The organism is Pseudomonas sp. UF-293, from assembly GCF_058245595.1.
In genome coordinates, this window is sequence record NZ_JBSICA010000004.1 from 256,196 (window position 1) to 273,540 (window position 17,345).

Sequence of the window (17,345 nt, forward strand, 5' to 3'; positions counted from 1 at the left end):
CGATGGATGCAAAAAACCGATGATGGCTCAATCGTCAGAAGTTTTATGTTTGTATTCGCACAGGTCTTCGATGCGGCAGCTGCCGCAGCGCGGTTTGCGGGCCAGGCAAACATAGCGGCCATGCAAAATCAGCCAGTGATGTGAGTCGAGCAGGAATTCTTTCGGTACAAACTTCATCAGTTTCATTTCAACTTCCACCACGTTTTTCCCCGGTGCGATGCCGGTGCGATTGCTGACGCGGAAAATGTGCGTGTCGACTGCCATGGTCAATTGACGGAAAGCGGTATTGAGCACCACGTTGGCGGTCTTGCGTCCGACGCCGGGCAGGGCTTCCAGCTCTTCCCGAGTCTGCGGAACTTCGCCGCCGTGGCGTTCAACCAGCAAACGGCAGGTTTCGATTACGTTTTTCGCCTTGCTGTTGTACAAACCGATGGTCTTGATGTACTCGGACAGCCCCTCGACACCCAGCGCATGAATGGCGGCGGGTGTATTGGCCACGGGGAAAAGTTTAGCGGTCGCCTTGTTGACTCCGACATCGGTGGACTGCGCCGAAAGAATCACCGCAATCAGCAACTCGAACGGCGAAGAGTAGGCCAGTTCGGTTTTCGGCTCGGGATTGTCTTCGTGCAGTCGGCGAAATATCTCAAGACGTTTTGCAGCATTCATGGGCGATGCGTTTCCTTGATGACAGAGTGGCGGCGTGTCCACGCCTGACCGGCGGCGAGAAGCAAACCCGATAAAACCAAAGCGCCGGGAACCAGCGTAAGCAGATGCAGGCCCTCGGGGAATAAAACCAGACCTTGCCAATGTGTCGACAACCCTCGGCCAAGGGTGCCATGGCCGATGATTTCGCGCAGCCCGCCGAGCACCAGCATGAGCGCGCCGAACATGGCGCAGCGTTTGAAACTGACAGCGACGGGCTCGCGGAAGACACCGTGGTATTCAAGCACCACGCAGTGCAAGGCGATCAGCCCTGTGTAGAGCTCAGACGTCTGCTGCCATGGCAAAAACCAGCGTTGCGCGACAATATCCGCGCAACTGGTCAGCGTCGCGGCAAGTATCAGGCTGGCGAGCAGCGCACGGGTGCCCGTCAGGCGCTCGCGCAGCGGCGACATGCAGACGGCAAAGACGCCGAGCACCGCGCCGAGCATCAAGGTTATCCCCAGTGCGGCGCTAAATGTTGGTGTGGCGCCCAGTAGGGGAACCAGCATCAATAAACTCATCGTGCGTTTCATGAGCCAGTCCCCAACAGCAGCAGCGCCCGATGCTCATCGAAGTAACGCAGTGCGTCATGAATCGCGTTGATGGCGGCACGGGAGGTTATGGTCGCGCCAGCGATTTGATCGAACTGTCCCTGATCCTTTTTCAGCGCCCAATCTGCGTCTGTCGGCTCAGTACGGGATTTGCCGATAAAGGCCTGAAGCCAGGCATTCGGCCATTCACCGATGTAACCACCCAATCCTGGCGTTTCGCGCTGCTCCAGGGTTTTCACGCCCAGAAGTTTGCCATTTGCATCAATGGCAATCAGCAGTTCCAGAGTACCTGCGTAACCTTCGCTGCGACTGCGCAACAGCACCGCGACTGTCTGTCCGTCGCGGGTCGCGCGATAGCCGCCTGACAGCGTGCTATGGCGCAGAGCAGGCTCGGCGAGCGTCAGCGGTTGCTCCAGCGGCTGATTGTCGTAGAGCGCGGCAGGCATGACATCGAGCAATTTGCGGCTGTCGAGCATGCGCTGCTCGCTGGCAATCCGCGGCGCATTGCTGCGCTGCAGCAGGTATGTCGCGCTCGCGCCAACGAGTGCCAGCAGCACCAGCGTGGCGACACTCGCTGAGCGGTTCACGCATTCACCTTCGACCGGCGGCTGGCGGCGAAGCGCTCCAGTGCCGGCACCATAAGATTCATCAGCAGTACCGCAAATGCAACGCCGTCCGGGTAGCCGCCCCATGTGCGGATCAAGTACGTGAGCAGACCGACGCCAACGCCGAACAACAGGCGGGCGAGGGCGCTTTTCGCGCCGGACACCGGTTCGGTGACGATAAAAAAAGCACCGAGCATGGTCGCGCCGCTGAGCAGGTGAAACAACGGCGAGCCATGGGAGTCCGAGCCCGAGCCGTTCCAGCCCAACAGACTGATGACGAACAGGCTGGCGAGCATGCCCACCGGCGCGTGCCAGGAGAAGATTCGCTGCTGCAACAGCAACAGACCGCCGAGCAGAAATGCCAGGTTCACCCATTCCACACCGCGCCCGCCGAAACGGCCGAAGGCCGGGTTGCTGGCGAACAACTCGTCCACAGTCAGGCTTTTATTGATGCGCAGACTGTCCAGCGCCGTGGCCTGCACCCAGGCGTCCGGCGCCTGAGCCGGATTGAAAACCTGTTGCAGCGCCGAAAGGAAATCAAGCCCGTGACCTGGCCAGTGGGTCATCGCTTGGGGGAACAGCAGCATGCTCAGGACAAAGCCAAGCATCGCCGGATTGAAAGGGTTTTTGCCGACGCCGCCATACAGGTGCTTGCCGAACAACAAGCCCGAGGCAGTCGCGATCACCGTCAGCCACCAAGGGCAATAAGCCGGTAGCGCAACGGCCAGCAACATCGCACTGACCAGCGCACTGCCATCGCGCAAGGCCGGTTGCACGCCTTGCCGACGCAGACAGGCAACGCCAGCTTCGACGAGCAAAGCGCTGGCAACCGCCAGCAACAGGTTGATCAATACGCCCCAGCCAAAAAACCAGAACATTGCCAGCAGCCCCGGCAGTGCCGCGAGCAGCACGGTATTCATCGCCTGTTGCAGGCGATCGTCCGCTGCGTCAGGGGCCGACATGATCTTGCACCTGGCGCTCGGCGTCAGTCACGGCTTGCTCCAGTGCTGCGATCTGCTCCGGTGCAGCCTCTGCCGCCTGAGCCTTTTTCAGCTCGGCGCGGCGCATGGCCAGTTGGATCTTCGCCCGTTTCAGCTCTGCGTCGTTGCTCGGGGCAGGGGTGACGGGCATAACCGGTTGGCTGTTCTCCAGATTGGCCAACGCTTGCTCGGCGGCTTCGAATTGTTGCTGCAGGACGATCAATTGCGATTGCTGTTCGAACGTCGGCGGATGACCGAAGGCTTTCAGTGATTTGTGCAGTTGCGCACGACTCATCGCCACATCAACCTTGGCCTTCTTCAGCGCCGCATCGGCGTTCGCGGCTTTTTGCGCACGCACCCGCTCCAGCGCAGCCTGCACCGGGTCGGCGGTCGAGACTTGCGGCTGTGCCGCACGCGCGGCTCGCGCTTCACGTTCAGCCTGCTTTTGCTGTTCTTCACGCAGCAAGCGCTGGTTGCGGCGCTCGAAACGCTGGCGCGCGTGGTCACGCTTTTCGGCACAAGCGCGCTGCTCTTCAGGATCGAACGCAAGGCCGCCAACCACAGCAACAGTGTTCGCCGGCAAAGGATGCATTTCAATGCAGTCGACCGGGCACGGCGCGACGCATAGATCACAACCGGTGCATTCGTCGATCAGCACGGTGTGCATGAGCTTTGCAGCGCCGACGATGGCATCGACCGGGCAGGCCTGGATGCACTTGGTGCAACCGATGCATTCGGCCTCGCGGATGAAGGCGACCTGCGGTGGTGCCGGGCCACGGCTGATGTCCAGTTCCAGCAGCGGTATTTTCAACAGCTCGGCCAGGGCCGCGATGGTTTCCTCGCCGCCCGGCGGGCACTGGTTGATGGGCTCGCCGTCAACAATGCCTTGCGCATACGGTTTGCATCCGGGATGGCCACACTTGCCGCATTGGGTCTGCGGCAGCAGGGCATCGATGCGTTGAAGCAGACTCATGTTTTGATCAATCCACTGAATCCGAGAAAAATCACTGCGATCAGTCCGGCGCTGATCAGATCGATCGGCAGGCCGCGAAAGGGCAGAGGAATATCGTTGTCGGCCGTGCGCTCGCGCAGATCGCAGAATACGCTCAGTACCAGCCAGAAACCCAACCCTGCGCCGACGCTCAAGGCTGTCGCCTGCAACAGGCCTTGAGCGTTTTGCGCGTTGATCAACGCCAGTCCGAGTACGCCGGCATTGCCGAGCAACAGCGGCCACAATCCATCGAATGGCCAGTCTGGCAACCGGCGCGCCAGCAGTTTCAGCAGCGGCGTGATCAGCAACACACTCAGCGGCAAAAACGCAAACAGGCGCAGCGCTTCAAGCTGCAACGGCACCAGCAACCAATGCCAGATCGCCTGACCGATGACGCCAACAATCAGCATCAGGCACAGCGTCGCCAATCCCAGCGCATGCACCTGGCGTCGGCTGCCCGCCAGCAGCGGAGCGACCCCCAGCGGCCAGTGCAACACGAAGTTGTTGAGCAGCGCAGCACTGATCAGCGTTAACACGAGTTCGGTCATGGTTCTGCCAGCGAAACGGGCGGGTGTCTCTCAAGGTTAGGCACTATCGGGCCAGATATGAAAAATCCCACCGGCATGCACAGCACGTCGGTGGGATCGTTTTACGGCAATGTCTTACTTGATGCGCTGACCCGGCTTGGCGCCGCTGTCCGGGCTCAGCAGGTAGATCTCTTCACCGCCTGGGCCTGCTGCCATCACCATGCCTTCGGAGATACCGAACTTCATTTTCCGAGGCTTGAGGTTGGCGATCATCATGGTCAGGCGACCGTCGAGCTTGGACGGGTCCGGATACGCGCTCTTGATCCCGGAGAACACGTTGCGTTGCTCGTCACCGATGTCGAGCGTCAGGCGCAACAGCTTGTCCGCGCCTTCGACGTGTTCGGCCTTGACGATCAAAGCGACGCGCAAATCGATGGCGGCAAAGGCGTCGAAATCGATTTCCGGTGACAGCGGATCCTTGGCCAGTTCGCCGTTGCCCGCAGGGGCGGCTGCGCCAGTGTCGGTCTGGCTGGCTGTCAGGTCTTCCTTGGAGGCGTCGGTCATGGCTTGCACTTTTACCGGGTCGATGCGGGTCATCAACGGTTTGAATTCGTTGAGCTGGTGGTTGGCCAGCAGCGTGGTGTGGTCATTCCAGGTCAGCGGCGCGACGTTGAGGAATGCCTCGGCATCGGCGGCCAGCAACGGCAGCACCGGTTTGAGGAAGATCACCAACTGGCGGAACAGGTTGATACCGGTGGCGCAGATCGCCTGGACTTCATCCTGCTTGCCTTCCTGCTTGTTCAGCGACCACGGGGCCTTGTCGGCGATCCACGCGTTGGCGCGGTCAGCCAGAGCCATGGTTTCACGCATGGCGCGGGCGAAGTCGCGGGCTTCATAAGCGTCGGCAATGCTTGGCGCAGCGGCGAGGAAGGCCTCGGTCAGCTCCGGCGCGGCATTGTTGTCGACCAGCAGACCGCCGTTGCCCTTGTGGATAAATCCGGCGCAACGACTGGCGATGTTGACCACTTTGCCGACCAGGTCGGAGTTGACCTTCTGCACGAAGTCTTCGAGGTTCAGGTCGAGGTCATCGACGCCACGGCCGAGCTTGGCCGCGTAGTAATAGCGCAGGTATTCCGGCGACAGGTGATCGAGATAAGTGCGGGCCTTGATGAAGGTGCCGCGCGACTTGGACATTTTCTGACCGTTAACCGTCAGGTAACCGTGCACGTTGATGGCGGTCGGCTTGCGGAAGCCCGCGCCTTCAAGCATCGCTGGCCAGAACAGCGCGTGAAAATTGACGATGTCCTTGCCGATGAAGTGATACAGCTCGGCAGTGGAGTCCTTGCCCCAGAACGCGTCGAAGTCCAGCTCCGGCGTGCGGTTGCAGAGGTTCTTGAAGCTGGCCATGTAGCCGATTGGCGCATCCAGCCACACGTAGAAGTATTTGCCCGGCTCGCCGGGAATCTCGAAGCCGAAGTACGGCGCATCGCGAGAGATGTCCCACTGTTGCAGGCCGGCGTCCAGCCATTCAGCGATCTTGTTGGCGACGGCGTCCTGCAGCGTGCCGCTGCGGGTCCAGGTCTGCAGCATCTGCTGGAAGTCTGGCAGTTTGAAGAAGAAGTGCTGGGAATCCTTGAGCACCGGAGTGGCGCCGGAGATCGCCGACTTCGGATCCTTCAGGTCGGTCGGTGCGTAGGTCGCGCCGCATTTTTCGCAGTTGTCGCCGTACTGGTCTTCGGTGCCGCATTTCGGGCAGGTGCCCTTGATGAAGCGGTCGGCCAGGAACATTTTCTTTTCCGGGTCGAAATACTGGGTGATCGAGCGCTGGGCGATGTGCCCGGCGTCGCGCAGCTTGAGGTAGATCTGGCTCGACAGCTCACGGTTTTCTTCGGCGTGAGTGGAGTGGAAATTGTCGAAGTCGACGAGGAAATCGGCAAAGTCGGCGCTGTGTTCAGCCTGCACGTTGGCGATCAGTTGTTCCGGGGTGATGCCTTCCTTTTCCGCGCGCAGCATGATCGCCGAACCGTGGGCGTCGTCGGCGCAGACATAGATGCATTGGTTGCCGCGATGCTTTTGGAAGCGCACCCACATATCGGTCTGGATGTATTCCAGCATATGGCCAAGGTGGATCGAACCATTGGCGTAGGGCAGGGCGCTGGTGACGAGGATCTTGCGTGGCTCGGACATGTGGGGCTTCGCTACTTGATGAAACGGAGGTCGGCCACTATAAAGCGCTGGCGCATATTTTTCACCCTGCGCACCTCTTTCAGTGGATGAGTAACAGCAAAGATCAAATATCGTCCGAACGCGGCCCGAGCCTTCGGCAGCGCCTACACATAATCCCCTGTAGGAGCTGCCGAAGGCTGCGATCTTTTTCAGGTACGATACCCGCCATCTTTTCCCAGTCTTGTTATCGGAGTTGCCCATGAGCGCCGTCACTCGCGCAGCGGTGGAAGCCGTCCTCAGCCAATACACCGACCCTTACCTGAACCAGGACCCGGTCAGCGCCGGTTGCGTGAAAAACATCGAGATCATCGGTGACCGCGTCAATGTGCAGCTGGAAATCGGCTACGCCGCCGGCCTGTTCAAGAGCGGCTGGGCGCAACTGTTGCAACTGGCCATCGAAAACCTCGACGGCGTGGTGATTGCCCGCGTCGAGGTCACCAGCGTGATCGCCGCGCACAAGGCCCAGGCGCAGATTCCGGGGCTGGCCAACGTCAAGAACGTCGTCGCCGTCGCTTCCGGCAAGGGCGGCGTGGGCAAATCCACTACCGCTGCCAACCTCGCACTGGCGCTGGCCCGCGAAGGCGCCAGGGTCGGCATTCTCGACGCCGACATCTATGGCCCGAGCCAGGGCATCATGTTCGGCATCCCCGAGCGCACCCGCCCCGAGGTCAAGGATCAGAAATGGTTCGTCCCGCTCAAGGCCCACGGTGTGGAAGTCATGTCGATGGCGTTCCTGACCGACGACAACACGCCGATGGTCTGGCGCGGGCCGATGGTTTCCGGGGCGCTGCTGCAACTGGTCACGCAAACTGCCTGGGGCGATCTGGATTATCTGGTCATCGACATGCCGCCGGGCACCGGCGACATCCAGCTGACCCTGGCACAGAAGGTCCCGGTGGCAGGCGCAGTGATCGTCACTACGCCGCAGGATCTGGCATTGCTCGACGCACGCAAAGGCGTGGAAATGTTCCGCAAGGTCAACATTCCGGTGCTGGGCGTGGTGGAAAACATGGCCGTGCACATCTGCTCGAACTGCGGGCATGCCGAACATCTGTTCGGTGAAGGCGGCGGCGAAAAGCTGGCCACCCAGTACGGCGTCGAACTGCTGGCCTCGCTGCCGCTGTCGATGCTGATCCGCGAACAGGCCGATGGCGGCAAGCCAACCGTAATCGCCGAGCCGGACAGCCAGATCGCCATGGTCTATCAGGAACTGGCCCGCCACGTCGGCGCGCGGATCGTGTTGCAGGAAGCCGCCACGCCGGCGATGCCGAATATCACCATCAGCGACGATTGATCCATCAGCAGCGCTGAAAAACCTGTGGGAGCGAGCCTGCTCGCGAAAGCGGTGTGTCATTCAACTCATCAGTTGCCTGATACGACGCCTTCGCGAGCAGGCTCGCTCCCACATTGGCTTGTGTAATTGGGCTTAGATCCGCAACCCGCCATCCATCTCCAGAATCCGCCCGGTGTAGTAGTCGTTCTCGAAGATATACGCCGCCGAATGGGCAATCTCTTCCGGCTTGCCCATGCGCTTGAGCGGTATCCCCGAGGTCATCTTCTCCAGCGCTTCCGGCTTCATGCCCAAAGTCATTTCGGTTTCGATGAAACCCGGGGCAATGCCTGCGACGCGAATGCTGTAACGCGCCAGCTCCTTCGCCCAGGTCACGGTCGCGGCTGCGACGCCAGCCTTGGCTGCGGAATAGTTGGTCTGGCCGACGTTGCCCGCGCGGGAGATCGACGAAATGTTGATGATCGCGCCGCTGTTCTTCAACTCGACCATCTTCGCTGCGACTTCACGGGTGCAAAGAAACACGCCGGTCAGATTGACGTCGATCACCGCCTGCCACTGGGCCAGGCTCATCTTGGTCGTTTCGCCGTCCTTGACCTTCAGCAGCAGACCATCGCGCAGGATCCCGGCGTTGTTGATCAGGCCGTGGATGGCACCGAAGTCTTCGGCCACTTGCGCGACCATGTGCTCGACCTGTTCTTCATTGGCGACGTTGCACAGGTAGCTGCGCGCTTCGACACCTTTGGCTTTGCAGGCGGCTACGGCGTCGTCGAGTTTTTCCTGATTCAGATCGACCAGGGCCAGCTTCGCGCCCTTGCCGGCGAAATACTCCGCCATGGAACGGCCCAAACCCTGGCAACCGCCGGTGATAATGATTACTTTGTCGTTGAGTTGCATTCGCATGTCCCGCTGGCAGGTCTGAGTTGTTTTTGTTGTCGGCAACGCTCGATCGGCACTGGTCCGGCCTGGTAGCACACGAACATTTGCCCGATGCGCGCCGGTTACTTTTCGCTGCGCGCCTGTCCGTTTTCTAGACGGAACCCATTTAAGGAGTCATAAATTGAGCGCTGAAGTGGCGAAGAATGCCCGAGAATTGCTTCTCAAGGAATACCGTGGAGTACTGTCGACCCACTCCAAATCGATGCCGGGTTTTCCCTTTGGCTCGGTTGTGCCGTATTGCCTGGACGAGCAGGGCCGGCCGCTGATCCTGATCAGCCGTATCGCCCAGCACACCCATAACCTGCTGAAAGATCCGAAGTGTTCGATGCTGGTGGGCGAGCGCGAGGCCGACGATGTGCAGGCGGTCGGGCGGCTGACTTGTCTGGCCGAAGCGCAGAAGCTCGAAGACCCGGCAGCCATTGAGGCTGCCGCCGAGCGTTATTACCGCTACTTCCCCGACTCGCAGAATTATCAGGCCCACGATTTCGATTTCTGGGTGCTCAATCCGGTGCGTCATCGCTACATCGGCGGTTTTGGCGCGATTCACTGGATCGACCATCTGACCCTGGCCAACCCTTTCGCCGGCAAGGCGGAAGTCAGCATGGTCGAGCACATGAACAGCGACCACGCCAAGGCCATCGCCCATTACGTCGAACTCGCCGGGCTGCCGAACAGCGTGCCGGCGCAACTGGCCGGGATCGACAGCGAAGGCATGCACCTGCGCATCGGTCAGGCGGTCTATTGGCTTCCCTTTGCAGCGCCATGTAATACGCCGACACAAGTGCGCGAGGCCTTGGTTTCTCTGGCTCACGCCCAGTCCTGGCCGAAAAAAGCGCAAAGTTAAGCTTGAATTCACGCAAGGGCGACGTCATCTAAGGCTTACTGCAAGGCATTTCTTGCGTTGAGGAAACTTTGATGCGCCCTTTTCTGTTGCTCTTTCTGCTGTTTCCAGTGCTGGAGCTGTTCGTATTCGTCAAAGTGGCAGGCTCTATCGGGTTCTTCCCGGCCCTGCTGCTGATCATTCTCGGCTCGATGTTCGGTGTGTTCGTGCTGCGCGTCGCCGGTCTGGCCACCGCGCTGCGTGCCCGGGAAAGCCTGAACCGCGGCGAACTGCCCGCGCAGACCATGCTCGAAGGCCTGATGCTGGCGCTGGCCGGTGGCCTGTTGATCATTCCCGGCTTCATCAGTGACGTGGTCGGTCTGGTGATGCTGTTGCCGGTCACCCGTCGCTTGCTGGCGAACAAGATGCGCCAGCGCGCCGAAGACCAGGCCATGCGTCAGCGCGCCTTTGCCGACGACCTGCAACCCCGTGGCGGCCCGGCCCCGCGCGAGCCGCTGGGTCGAGAGCCGAATGTGATCGAAGGCGAGTTCGAACACCGCGACAACAAGTGACACGGCACCTGCGGGTGCCGTGCTCGTTTATGGCTGTTATTTACTGTGTCTTGATGAAAAATTTTTTCCGCCAGCCCTTGTAATCGGCTTGTACGCCCCTATGTATCGGTCACCGAAAGGTTTCCGGTATTCAAACCGGACAGACTTGCGCGGTTCGCTCGACGGACCGCAACCGGCGCAGGCCGGATTCGTTAAACCCGCCGGGACTACACCGGCCGATGAAAACCACAATTAGGAGAGATCGACAATGAAGCTTCGTCCTCTGCATGACCGCGTCGTCATCCGTCGCAGCGAAGAAGAAAAGAAAACCGCTGGCGGTATCGTCCTGCCAGGTTCGGCTGCTGAAAAAGCCAACCACGGTGTGATTCTCGCTGTAGGCCCGGGCAAAGCTCTGGAAAACGGTGAAGTGCGTGCACTGTCCGTGAAGGAAGGCGACAAGGTTGTGTTCGGTCCTTACTCCGGCAGCAACACTGTGAAAGTCGATGGCGAAGACCTGCTGGTAATGAGCGAGAACGAAATTCTCGCGGTTATCGAAGGCTGATATCCCCGTTCATTTTCCCGTTACTACAAAGTATTTAAGGAATATCGATCATGGCTGCTAAAGAAGTTAAGTTCGGCGATGCCGCCCGCTCCAAGATGCTCAAAGGCGTCAACGTTCTGGCTGACGCGGTAAAAGCGACCCTGGGCCCGAAAGGCCGTAACGTGATCCTCGAGAAGAGCTTCGGCGCTCCGACCATCACCAAGGACGGCGTTTCCGTCGCCAAAGAAATCGAACTCGAAGATCGTTTCGAAAACATGGGCGCGCAGCTGGTCAAAGACGTTGCCTCCCGTGCCAACGATGACGCTGGTGACGGTACTACCACCGCTACCGTTCTGGCTCAGTCGATCGTCAACGAAGGCCTGAAAGCCGTCGCTGCCGGCATGAACCCGATGGACCTCAAGCGCGGCATCGACAAGGCGACCATCGCCATTGTCAAAGAGCTCAAAGCCCTGTCCAAGCCATGCGCTGACTTCAAAGCCATCGCTCAGGTCGGCACCATCTCGGCCAACTCCGACAACTCCATCGGCGACATCATTGCCGAAGCCATGGAAAAAGTCGGCAAAGAAGGCGTGATCACCGTTGAAGAAGGCTCGGGCCTGGAAAACGAACTGTCGGTTGTAGAAGGCATGCAGTTCGACCGTGGCTACCTGTCGCCATACTTCGTCAACAAGCCGGACACCATGGTTGCCGAGCTCGACGGCCCGCTGATCCTGCTGGTCGACAAGAAAATCTCGAACATCCGCGAAATGCTGCCAGTGCTGGAAGCCGTTGCCAAAGCCGGCCGCCCACTGCTGATCGTGGCCGAAGACGTTGAAGGCGAAGCCCTGGCGACTCTGGTTGTGAACAACATGCGTGGCATCGTCAAAGTCGCTGCCGTCAAGGCACCGGGCTTCGGCGACCGTCGCAAGGCCATGCTGCAGGACATCGCTGTTCTGACCGGCGGTACCGTTATCTCCGAAGAGATCGGTCTGAGCCTGGAAAGCACCACCCTGGAGCACCTCGGTAACGCCAAGCGCGTGACCCTGTCCAAGGAAAACACCATCATCGTTGACGGTGCTGGCGTACAGGCAGACATCGAAGGCCGTATCGCTCAGATCCGTGCCCAGGTTGCCGAAACTTCCTCGGACTACGACCGTGAAAAACTGCAAGAGCGTCTGGCCAAGCTGTCCGGCGGCGTTGCGGTGATCAAGGTTGGCGCTGGTTCCGAAGTTGAAATGAAAGAGAAGAAAGCCCGCGTTGAAGACGCCCTGCACGCAACCCGCGCAGCCGTTGAAGAAGGCGTGGTACCTGGCGGTGGCGTGGCGCTGATCCGTGCTCTGGAAGCACTGACCGAGCTGACCGGCGACAACGCTGACCAGAACGTCGGTATCGCTGTGCTGCGTCGCGCTGTTGAAGCGCCGCTGCGTCAGATCGCTGCCAACTCCGGTGACGAGCCAAGCGTCGTCGTCAACGAAGTGAAGAACGGCAAAGGTAACTTCGGTTACAACGCTGCTTCCGGCGAATACGGCGACATGATCGAAATGGGCATCCTGGATCCAACCAAGGTAACCCGTTCGGCTCTGCAAGCTGCAGCCTCCATCGGTGGTCTGATCCTGACCACCGAAGCAGCGGTTGCCGACGCACCGAAGAAAGAAGGTGCAGCTGGCGGCGGTATGCCAGACATGGGCGGCATGGGTGGCATGGGCGGCATGATGTAAGCCAACCCTGGCCCTGTAACGCAAAACCCCGCTGGCGAAAGTCAGCGGGGTTTTTTATTGCCCGGATTCCGAAGCCCACTGATAGCCCCTGCGGGAGCGAGCCTGCTCGCGAAAGCGGTCTGTCATCCGACATGCAAGCCAGTTGAGCCGACAATTCGCGAGCAGGCTCGCTCCCACAGGTTGTTTATTTCAGGCGTTGATCGGCTGTGTGTTCATCGCCGTCGAAGTCTTGCCTGCCGGGCGATAAAGCACCCAGTAATAAGCTCCCAGACAAATCAGCCAGCAGAAAATCGCCGTCCACACGTTGTGCGAAAAGAAGTGCGCGCCCTGCATCATGCGGCTGATCGAGAACACCGAACCCAGCGCAAAGGCGAACACAAACGCCTGCCGCGCCAGTCGTGGACGGCGGTCACGCAGCACGAAGAACAATGCAAACAGGGTAAAACCGGTCGCTGCATGGCCACCCGGCCAGCAACGTCCCGGCTTGTCCGTGGCGGGGCGATGTTCCATGAGTTTGCTGTAGGTCTCATGGCCGCCGAATTGCTCCAGGCTCCACGGGCATTGCACGGCGGTGACTGCTTTGACCGGAGTGACAAAAGAAGTCGCCAGCCCCAGCGACAGCACCAGACAGCCCAGCTCGCGCTTGAACGGTTTCAGTCGTTCAATGAAAAAGGCACCGATGAAACCGAGAATGGCGAACACCGAAAAACCGATGACCACCTGTTTCGCCCGGTCATGCAGGATGTCTTCAAGGAAATAGCTGTGCCGCCCGATGAAATCGCCGGCGACCGGGTCGTAGAACATTTGCGCCAGAACCATGTCCAGATCGGTCAGTTCCAGCAACAGCAGAATGATCGCCGCCACCGCTGGAATGCCCAGACACAGCCACCAGTTGAGCGGTCTTGAAGCGGGGAGGGCAGAGGTCGACACCATGGCAGATTCCTTGGTCGATGAACGGAGGAGAGAGCGTAATCGCGCGGAGTCTGCACGCGCTGGCGTCGGCGATTTGTTAACCGAAAGTGAAAAAAACGTCGCAGCGCGCAGCGCAGGTTTATCGCAAAACGCCCCTAGCCCTGAGCCACACTTGGCCGTAAGCTGCGCGGGCCAAGACGGCCGTTACCCCGTTCGGAGGAGGTGCCCATGCGAATTCTGCTGGTCGAAGACAACCGCGACATCCTGGCCAATCTGGCCGATTACCTGGGCATGAAAGGCTATACCGTCGATTGCGCCCAGGATGGTCTGTCCGGTCTGCATCTGGCGGCGACCGAGCATTACGACCTGATCGTGCTCGACATCATGCTGCCCGGCATCGACGGCTACACCTTGTGCAAACGCCTGCGCGAAGACGCCCGGCGTGACACGCCGGTGATCATGCTCACCGCCCGCGACCAACTCGACGACCGTCTGCAGGGCTTCAAGTCCGGCGCCGACGATTACCTGATCAAACCGTTTGCGCTGTCCGAGCTGGCCGCGCGCGTCGAAGCGGTCATGCGCCGTGCGCAGGGCGGCGGCCGCCGGGCGTTGCAGGTCGGAGACTTGAGCTACGACCTCGACACTCTGGAAGTGACCCGCGAAGGCAAGCTGCTCAAGCTCAACCCGGTCGGTCTCAAGCTGCTCGCGGTGTTGATGCAGAAGAGCCCGCACGTGCTGCGTCGGGAGATTCTCGAGGAAGCGCTGTGGGGCGATGACTGCCCCGACAGCGACAGCCTGCGCAGCCATGTTCACCAGTTGCGCCAAGTGATCGACAAGCCATTCGCCAAGCCACTGCTGCACACCGTGCACGGTGTCGGTTATCGCTTGGCCGAGGGGCGAGATGGAGTTTAAGCAGAGTCTTTCGCAGCGGATCATCATCGCCTTTGCGCTGATGAGCGCACTGGTCGCCGGCGCTTTCGCCATGGGTATCGTTGCGACGGTGCACCTGGTGGAAGAGAAGCTGATTTCCGCAGGGCTGGGTGGCGACCTGCAACGTTTGCTGCTGATGGACAACGTCTCCGACTGGAGCCATCGCCCCGAGCCGGATCAGTTGTTCTACTTCAGTGGCGGGCCGGGGGATTTCGACCTGCCCAAGGATCTGCGTCATCTCGATGCCGGTTTCCATGAAGTGTTTCGTGAGCAGCTGTCCTATCACGCCATGGTCGAAGTGGTGGATGGTCGACGTTATGTTTTGCTGCAGGACCAGAGCGATTTCGAAGAGCGCGAGCGCGTGCTGTTTGCCGTGGTGCTGGTGGGCTTCGTGCTCAGCCTGGCATTGGCGGTTTTTCTCGGCTGGGTGCTCGCGCGCAAGGTGATGGCGCCGGTGGTGCGGCTGGCGCGGCAGGTCCGTCATCGCGACCAGTTGCTCGGGCTGGCGCCACCCCTGGCGCCGGACTACGCGGCGGATGAAGTCGGTGAACTGGCGGTGGCATTCGATGCCACGCTGGGACGCTTGCGTCAGGCGTTGAACCGCGAGCGTTTGTTCACCAGCGACGTCAGCCATGAATTGCGCACGCCGCTGATGGTCCTGGCCAGTTCCTGCGAATTGCTGCTGGAAAACCCCGGTATCGATCAGCGCGGTCGCGCCCAGGTCGAGCGTATTGCCCGGGCCAGCGAGGAGATGCGCGAGCTGGTGCAGACCTTCCTGATGCTGGCACGCGCACAGAACGAAGAGGCCGGCGCCGCGCCGCAGCAGAACCTCACGCAAGTAGCCGAAAGCCTGCTGTGCCTGTGGCGCGATCCGATCGAGCGCAAGGGCCTGACGCTGATGTTCGAGCCGGGCGATCCACCGGACACTCGTTACAACGCGACCTTGCTCAATGCGGTGATGGGCAACTTGCTGCGTAACGCACTGCATTACACCGAAGAGGGCTTCATTCGCCTTACCCTTACCGCCAGCGGCTTCATCGTCGAGGACTCGGGGGTGGGTATTCCCGAGGAAAAACGTGAGGCGATGTTTGAACCATTCGTGCGTGGCAGTGAAAAACGTGGCGAAGGCCTCGGCCTCGGCCTATCACTGGTTCAGCGCATTTGCGAAAACCAGGGCTGGACGGTCAGCCTGAGCACGATGGAGCCCAATGGCTGCCGATTCGAGGTAGATCTTGGCGTGAATAGCGGCAAATAGTGGCTCGAGGCTACTCCCGCCCACCTGTCTAAATCCTGTATAACGTTGTAATACTTTACAGATTTACCTGACAGAATTTTCACAATTGGATGACCTGACGCTGACACGCCGCTGCTTAAGGTGGCGTCATCAGAACAGGAGTCCAGATGATGGCCGACCCGATCAAACTCGATTTTTCCGAAAAGTACGACGACCAACACGCACAACGTTACCTGCGCAAGCACAAGGAAAGCCTGGGCCGCCGCCTGTCGCACTGGCGCGACGAGCAATTGGGTCGCAAGGCCCTGGCGCTTGCGGGGGATCCCGGTCTGGTGCTGGATCTGCCCTGCGGTGCCGGACGCTTCTGGCCAATGCTCGCGGAAAAGCCCAACCGGGTGATCATCGGTGCGGACAATTCCGAGTCGATGATCAAGACCGCGCTGCAAGGGCAGCCAGCCGATGTGGTCAAGCGTGTACAACCGCTGCACACCTCGGCGTTCGATATTGCGCTGCCGGACAACGCGGTCGACAGCATCTTCTGCATGCGCCTTCTTCACCATATCGGTGAAGCCGAGCACCGCAAGGTGATCCTGCGCGAATTCGAGCGCGTAACCCGTGACAGCGTGATTGTTTCATTGTGGGTCGACGGCAACTTCAAGGCCTGGAAGCGCAAACGCGCCGAGCTCGACCGGCCGAATCGTGATTACCAGAATCGCTTTTTGATTCCGGCGGTGACGATCGAAAAAGAATTCGAACAAGCGGGTTTCCGCATTCAGGAACAACTGGACTTTATACCGCTCTATGCGATGTGGCGGGTTTACGTATTACGCAAGAGGTAGAGGATGGCAGTGCAAGCAGCAGTTGAAGCGAATGTCGCTCCACAGGATGGTTTCGATTACTACTGGGCCCAGCGTGGCGAATGGGTGGAAGAACCCAACGTACGTCGCGGTGGCGAAAGCGGGGTACAGCGCATCGTCGGCCGTGACGGCCAGTTGCTGTACGCCAAGCGCCAGACCGGGCACATCTATCGCAGCTGGTTGCACCCCTTCGGTCGCCCGACCGTATTGCGTGAACTCGATGCGCTGACCGGCGTGAGCAAACTTGGCGTGCGCGTTCCGCAGATCGTCTTCTGCGGTGCTCAGCCCGACCCGCAACACAAGTGGCGCGCACTGCTCGTCACCAAATCCCTCGACGGTTTCCAGGAATTGGAACACTGGCTGGCCGCCGCCGGTGGTCGCGATCAATGCGGCGACGTGGTTTACGAGCGCGTGCTCAAAGACCTCGCCGAAAACCTGGCGCGCATGCACAAGGGCCGCTGGCAGCACAGCTGCATCTACATCAAACACGTTTTCGTTCGCGTCACCGGCGAAGGCGAAGCGGCGAAAGTTGAAGTGGCGTTGATCGATCTGGAGAAGTGCCGCCAGCGTCTGACCCCCTATCGCGCCGCGCAGCATGACATGAAGCAACTGCGTCGCCATTCGTCGTTCCGCGATGCCGACTGGAAAAAACTCGTCTACTTTTATGAGACGGCGTTTGGCAGCGCTATCAAAGGTTTATAGCGATGAAACTAGAAATTGCACGAGGTTTGTTCCTGATTGGGGCCTTGGCAGTTGCTTCACTGGCGGTGGCTGCCTGGGAGCAGCCGCGCATGCAGGTCATAGGGGCGTCCGGGAACGACGCTCATTGTTCGGTTCCACGGGTGGCGAAAGCCTCCGTGGCGACCCAGCCCGATCATGATTTGTTGTTGTTCATGTTCGGACTGTCCCAAGGGATGAGGCCAGCCAGTTGACACGATTCAAGCCCAAATAAAAGGCCTCGCAGTTGCGAGGC

Annotated in this window: 19 protein-coding genes and 1 pseudogene; 10 read left to right on the plus strand and 10 right to left on the minus strand. The window is 60.0% G+C overall.

The genetic code is table 11. The features are described from left to right. Window positions 1–27: 27 nt before the first annotated feature. From nth to metG, 7 genes are all read right to left on the minus strand, one after another. Window positions 28–666 (minus strand): endonuclease III, encoded by a 639-nt coding sequence (gene nth / locus AC4IHP_RS07660; RefSeq protein WP_016773410.1) that lies wholly within the window; start codon window positions 664–666, stop codon window positions 28–30. Next, window positions 663–1,235: an Rnf-Nqr domain containing protein gene (locus AC4IHP_RS07665; RefSeq protein WP_460121148.1), complete on the minus strand. Its 573-nt coding sequence runs from the start codon at window positions 1,233–1,235 to the stop codon at window positions 663–665. Before AC4IHP_RS07665 ends, nth begins: the two co-directional genes overlap by 4 nt. After that, a complete protein-coding gene (locus AC4IHP_RS07670; protein ID WP_490831350.1) occupies window positions 1,232–1,840 on the minus strand; it encodes an RnfABCDGE type electron transport complex subunit G in 609 nt (202 codons plus the stop codon). Before AC4IHP_RS07670 ends, AC4IHP_RS07665 begins: the two co-directional genes overlap by 4 nt. Continuing rightward, window positions 1,837–2,820: an RnfABCDGE type electron transport complex subunit D gene (locus tag AC4IHP_RS07675; RefSeq protein ID WP_490831351.1), complete on the minus strand. Its 984-nt coding sequence runs from the start codon at window positions 2,818–2,820 to the stop codon at window positions 1,837–1,839. The genes AC4IHP_RS07670 and AC4IHP_RS07675 overlap by 4 nt, the downstream gene beginning before the upstream one ends. Then, window positions 2,807–3,811, minus strand: a complete 1,005-nt coding sequence (rsxB, locus tag AC4IHP_RS07680) for an electron transport complex subunit RsxB (RefSeq protein ID WP_490831352.1) — start codon at window positions 3,809–3,811, stop codon at window positions 2,807–2,809. The genes AC4IHP_RS07675 and rsxB overlap by 14 nt, the downstream gene beginning before the upstream one ends. Beyond that, on the minus strand, window positions 3,808–4,377 hold the full coding sequence (locus AC4IHP_RS07685; RefSeq protein ID WP_490831353.1) for an Rnf-Nqr domain containing protein: 570 nt from the start codon (window positions 4,375–4,377) through the stop codon (window positions 3,808–3,810). Before AC4IHP_RS07685 ends, rsxB begins: the two co-directional genes overlap by 4 nt. Window positions 4,378–4,491: 114 nt before the next feature. Then, entirely contained in the window at window positions 4,492–6,543 is a 2,052-nt protein-coding gene (metG, locus tag AC4IHP_RS07690) for a methionine--tRNA ligase (RefSeq protein WP_460121137.1), read from the minus strand. A 238-nt stretch (window positions 6,544–6,781) separates the two neighbouring features. Here metG and apbC point away from each other — a divergent pair, with 238 nt between their 5' ends. Beyond that, window positions 6,782–7,876, plus strand: coding sequence for an iron-sulfur cluster carrier protein ApbC (gene apbC / locus AC4IHP_RS07695; RefSeq protein ID WP_460121135.1), 1,095 nt, complete (start codon window positions 6,782–6,784; stop codon window positions 7,874–7,876). A 19-nt stretch (window positions 7,877–7,895) separates the two neighbouring features. Here the strand turns inward: apbC and AC4IHP_RS07700 are convergent. Then, window positions 7,896–8,003: pseudogene (locus tag AC4IHP_RS07700) on the minus strand (metal ABC transporter ATP-binding protein); the annotation flags it as partial. Window positions 8,004–8,008: 5 nt separating this feature from the next. Next, complete coding sequence (locus tag AC4IHP_RS07705; protein WP_490831354.1) at window positions 8,009–8,767, minus strand: SDR family oxidoreductase; 759 nt, start codon at window positions 8,765–8,767, stop codon at window positions 8,009–8,011. Between the two features lie 163 nt (window positions 8,768–8,930). Here AC4IHP_RS07705 and AC4IHP_RS07710 point away from each other — a divergent pair, with 163 nt between their 5' ends. The 4 genes from AC4IHP_RS07710 (at window position 8,931) to groL (ending at window position 12,439) form a co-directional block, all read left to right on the plus strand. Continuing rightward, complete coding sequence (locus AC4IHP_RS07710) at window positions 8,931–9,653, plus strand: HugZ family pyridoxamine 5'-phosphate oxidase (RefSeq protein WP_490831355.1); 723 nt, start codon at window positions 8,931–8,933, stop codon at window positions 9,651–9,653. A gap of 71 nt (window positions 9,654–9,724) precedes the next feature. Further along, entirely contained in the window at window positions 9,725–10,201 is a 477-nt protein-coding gene (locus AC4IHP_RS07715; protein WP_016773418.1) for an FxsA family protein, read from the plus strand. Between the two features lie 247 nt (window positions 10,202–10,448). Further along, the gene (locus AC4IHP_RS07720) at window positions 10,449–10,742 is read left to right on the plus strand and encodes a co-chaperone GroES (protein WP_007916610.1); all 294 of its coding nucleotides are present in this window, start codon (window positions 10,449–10,451) and stop codon (window positions 10,740–10,742) included. 50 nt (window positions 10,743–10,792) lie between these two features. Continuing rightward, complete coding sequence (gene groL / locus AC4IHP_RS07725; protein ID WP_064365078.1) at window positions 10,793–12,439, plus strand: chaperonin GroEL; 1,647 nt, start codon at window positions 10,793–10,795, stop codon at window positions 12,437–12,439. Window positions 12,440–12,628: 189 nt separating this feature from the next. Here groL and AC4IHP_RS07730 read toward each other — a convergent pair whose 3' ends face one another. Then, window positions 12,629–13,372, minus strand: coding sequence for a phosphatase PAP2 family protein (locus tag AC4IHP_RS07730; protein WP_490808358.1), 744 nt, complete (start codon window positions 13,370–13,372; stop codon window positions 12,629–12,631). A 207-nt stretch (window positions 13,373–13,579) separates the two neighbouring features. On the opposite strand from AC4IHP_RS07730, the gene colR reads away from it, so the two are divergent. From colR to AC4IHP_RS07755, 5 genes are all read left to right on the plus strand, one after another. Beyond that, entirely contained in the window at window positions 13,580–14,263 is a 684-nt protein-coding gene (colR, locus tag AC4IHP_RS07735) for a two-component system response regulator ColR (protein ID WP_016773421.1), read from the plus strand. Then, the gene (locus tag AC4IHP_RS07740; RefSeq protein WP_460121123.1) at window positions 14,253–15,536 is read left to right on the plus strand and encodes a sensor histidine kinase; all 1,284 of its coding nucleotides are present in this window, start codon (window positions 14,253–14,255) and stop codon (window positions 15,534–15,536) included. The genes colR and AC4IHP_RS07740 overlap by 11 nt, the downstream gene beginning before the upstream one ends. A gap of 149 nt (window positions 15,537–15,685) precedes the next feature. Further along, the gene (locus AC4IHP_RS07745; RefSeq protein ID WP_460121121.1) at window positions 15,686–16,354 is read left to right on the plus strand and encodes a class I SAM-dependent methyltransferase; all 669 of its coding nucleotides are present in this window, start codon (window positions 15,686–15,688) and stop codon (window positions 16,352–16,354) included. A gap of 3 nt (window positions 16,355–16,357) precedes the next feature. Continuing rightward, on the plus strand, window positions 16,358–17,074 hold the full coding sequence (locus AC4IHP_RS07750; RefSeq protein ID WP_460121119.1) for a lipopolysaccharide kinase InaA family protein: 717 nt from the start codon (window positions 16,358–16,360) through the stop codon (window positions 17,072–17,074). Between the two features lie 2 nt (window positions 17,075–17,076). After that, window positions 17,077–17,304 (plus strand): hypothetical protein, encoded by a 228-nt coding sequence (locus tag AC4IHP_RS07755; protein ID WP_041479852.1) that lies wholly within the window; start codon window positions 17,077–17,079, stop codon window positions 17,302–17,304. Window positions 17,305–17,345 lie beyond the last annotated feature (41 nt).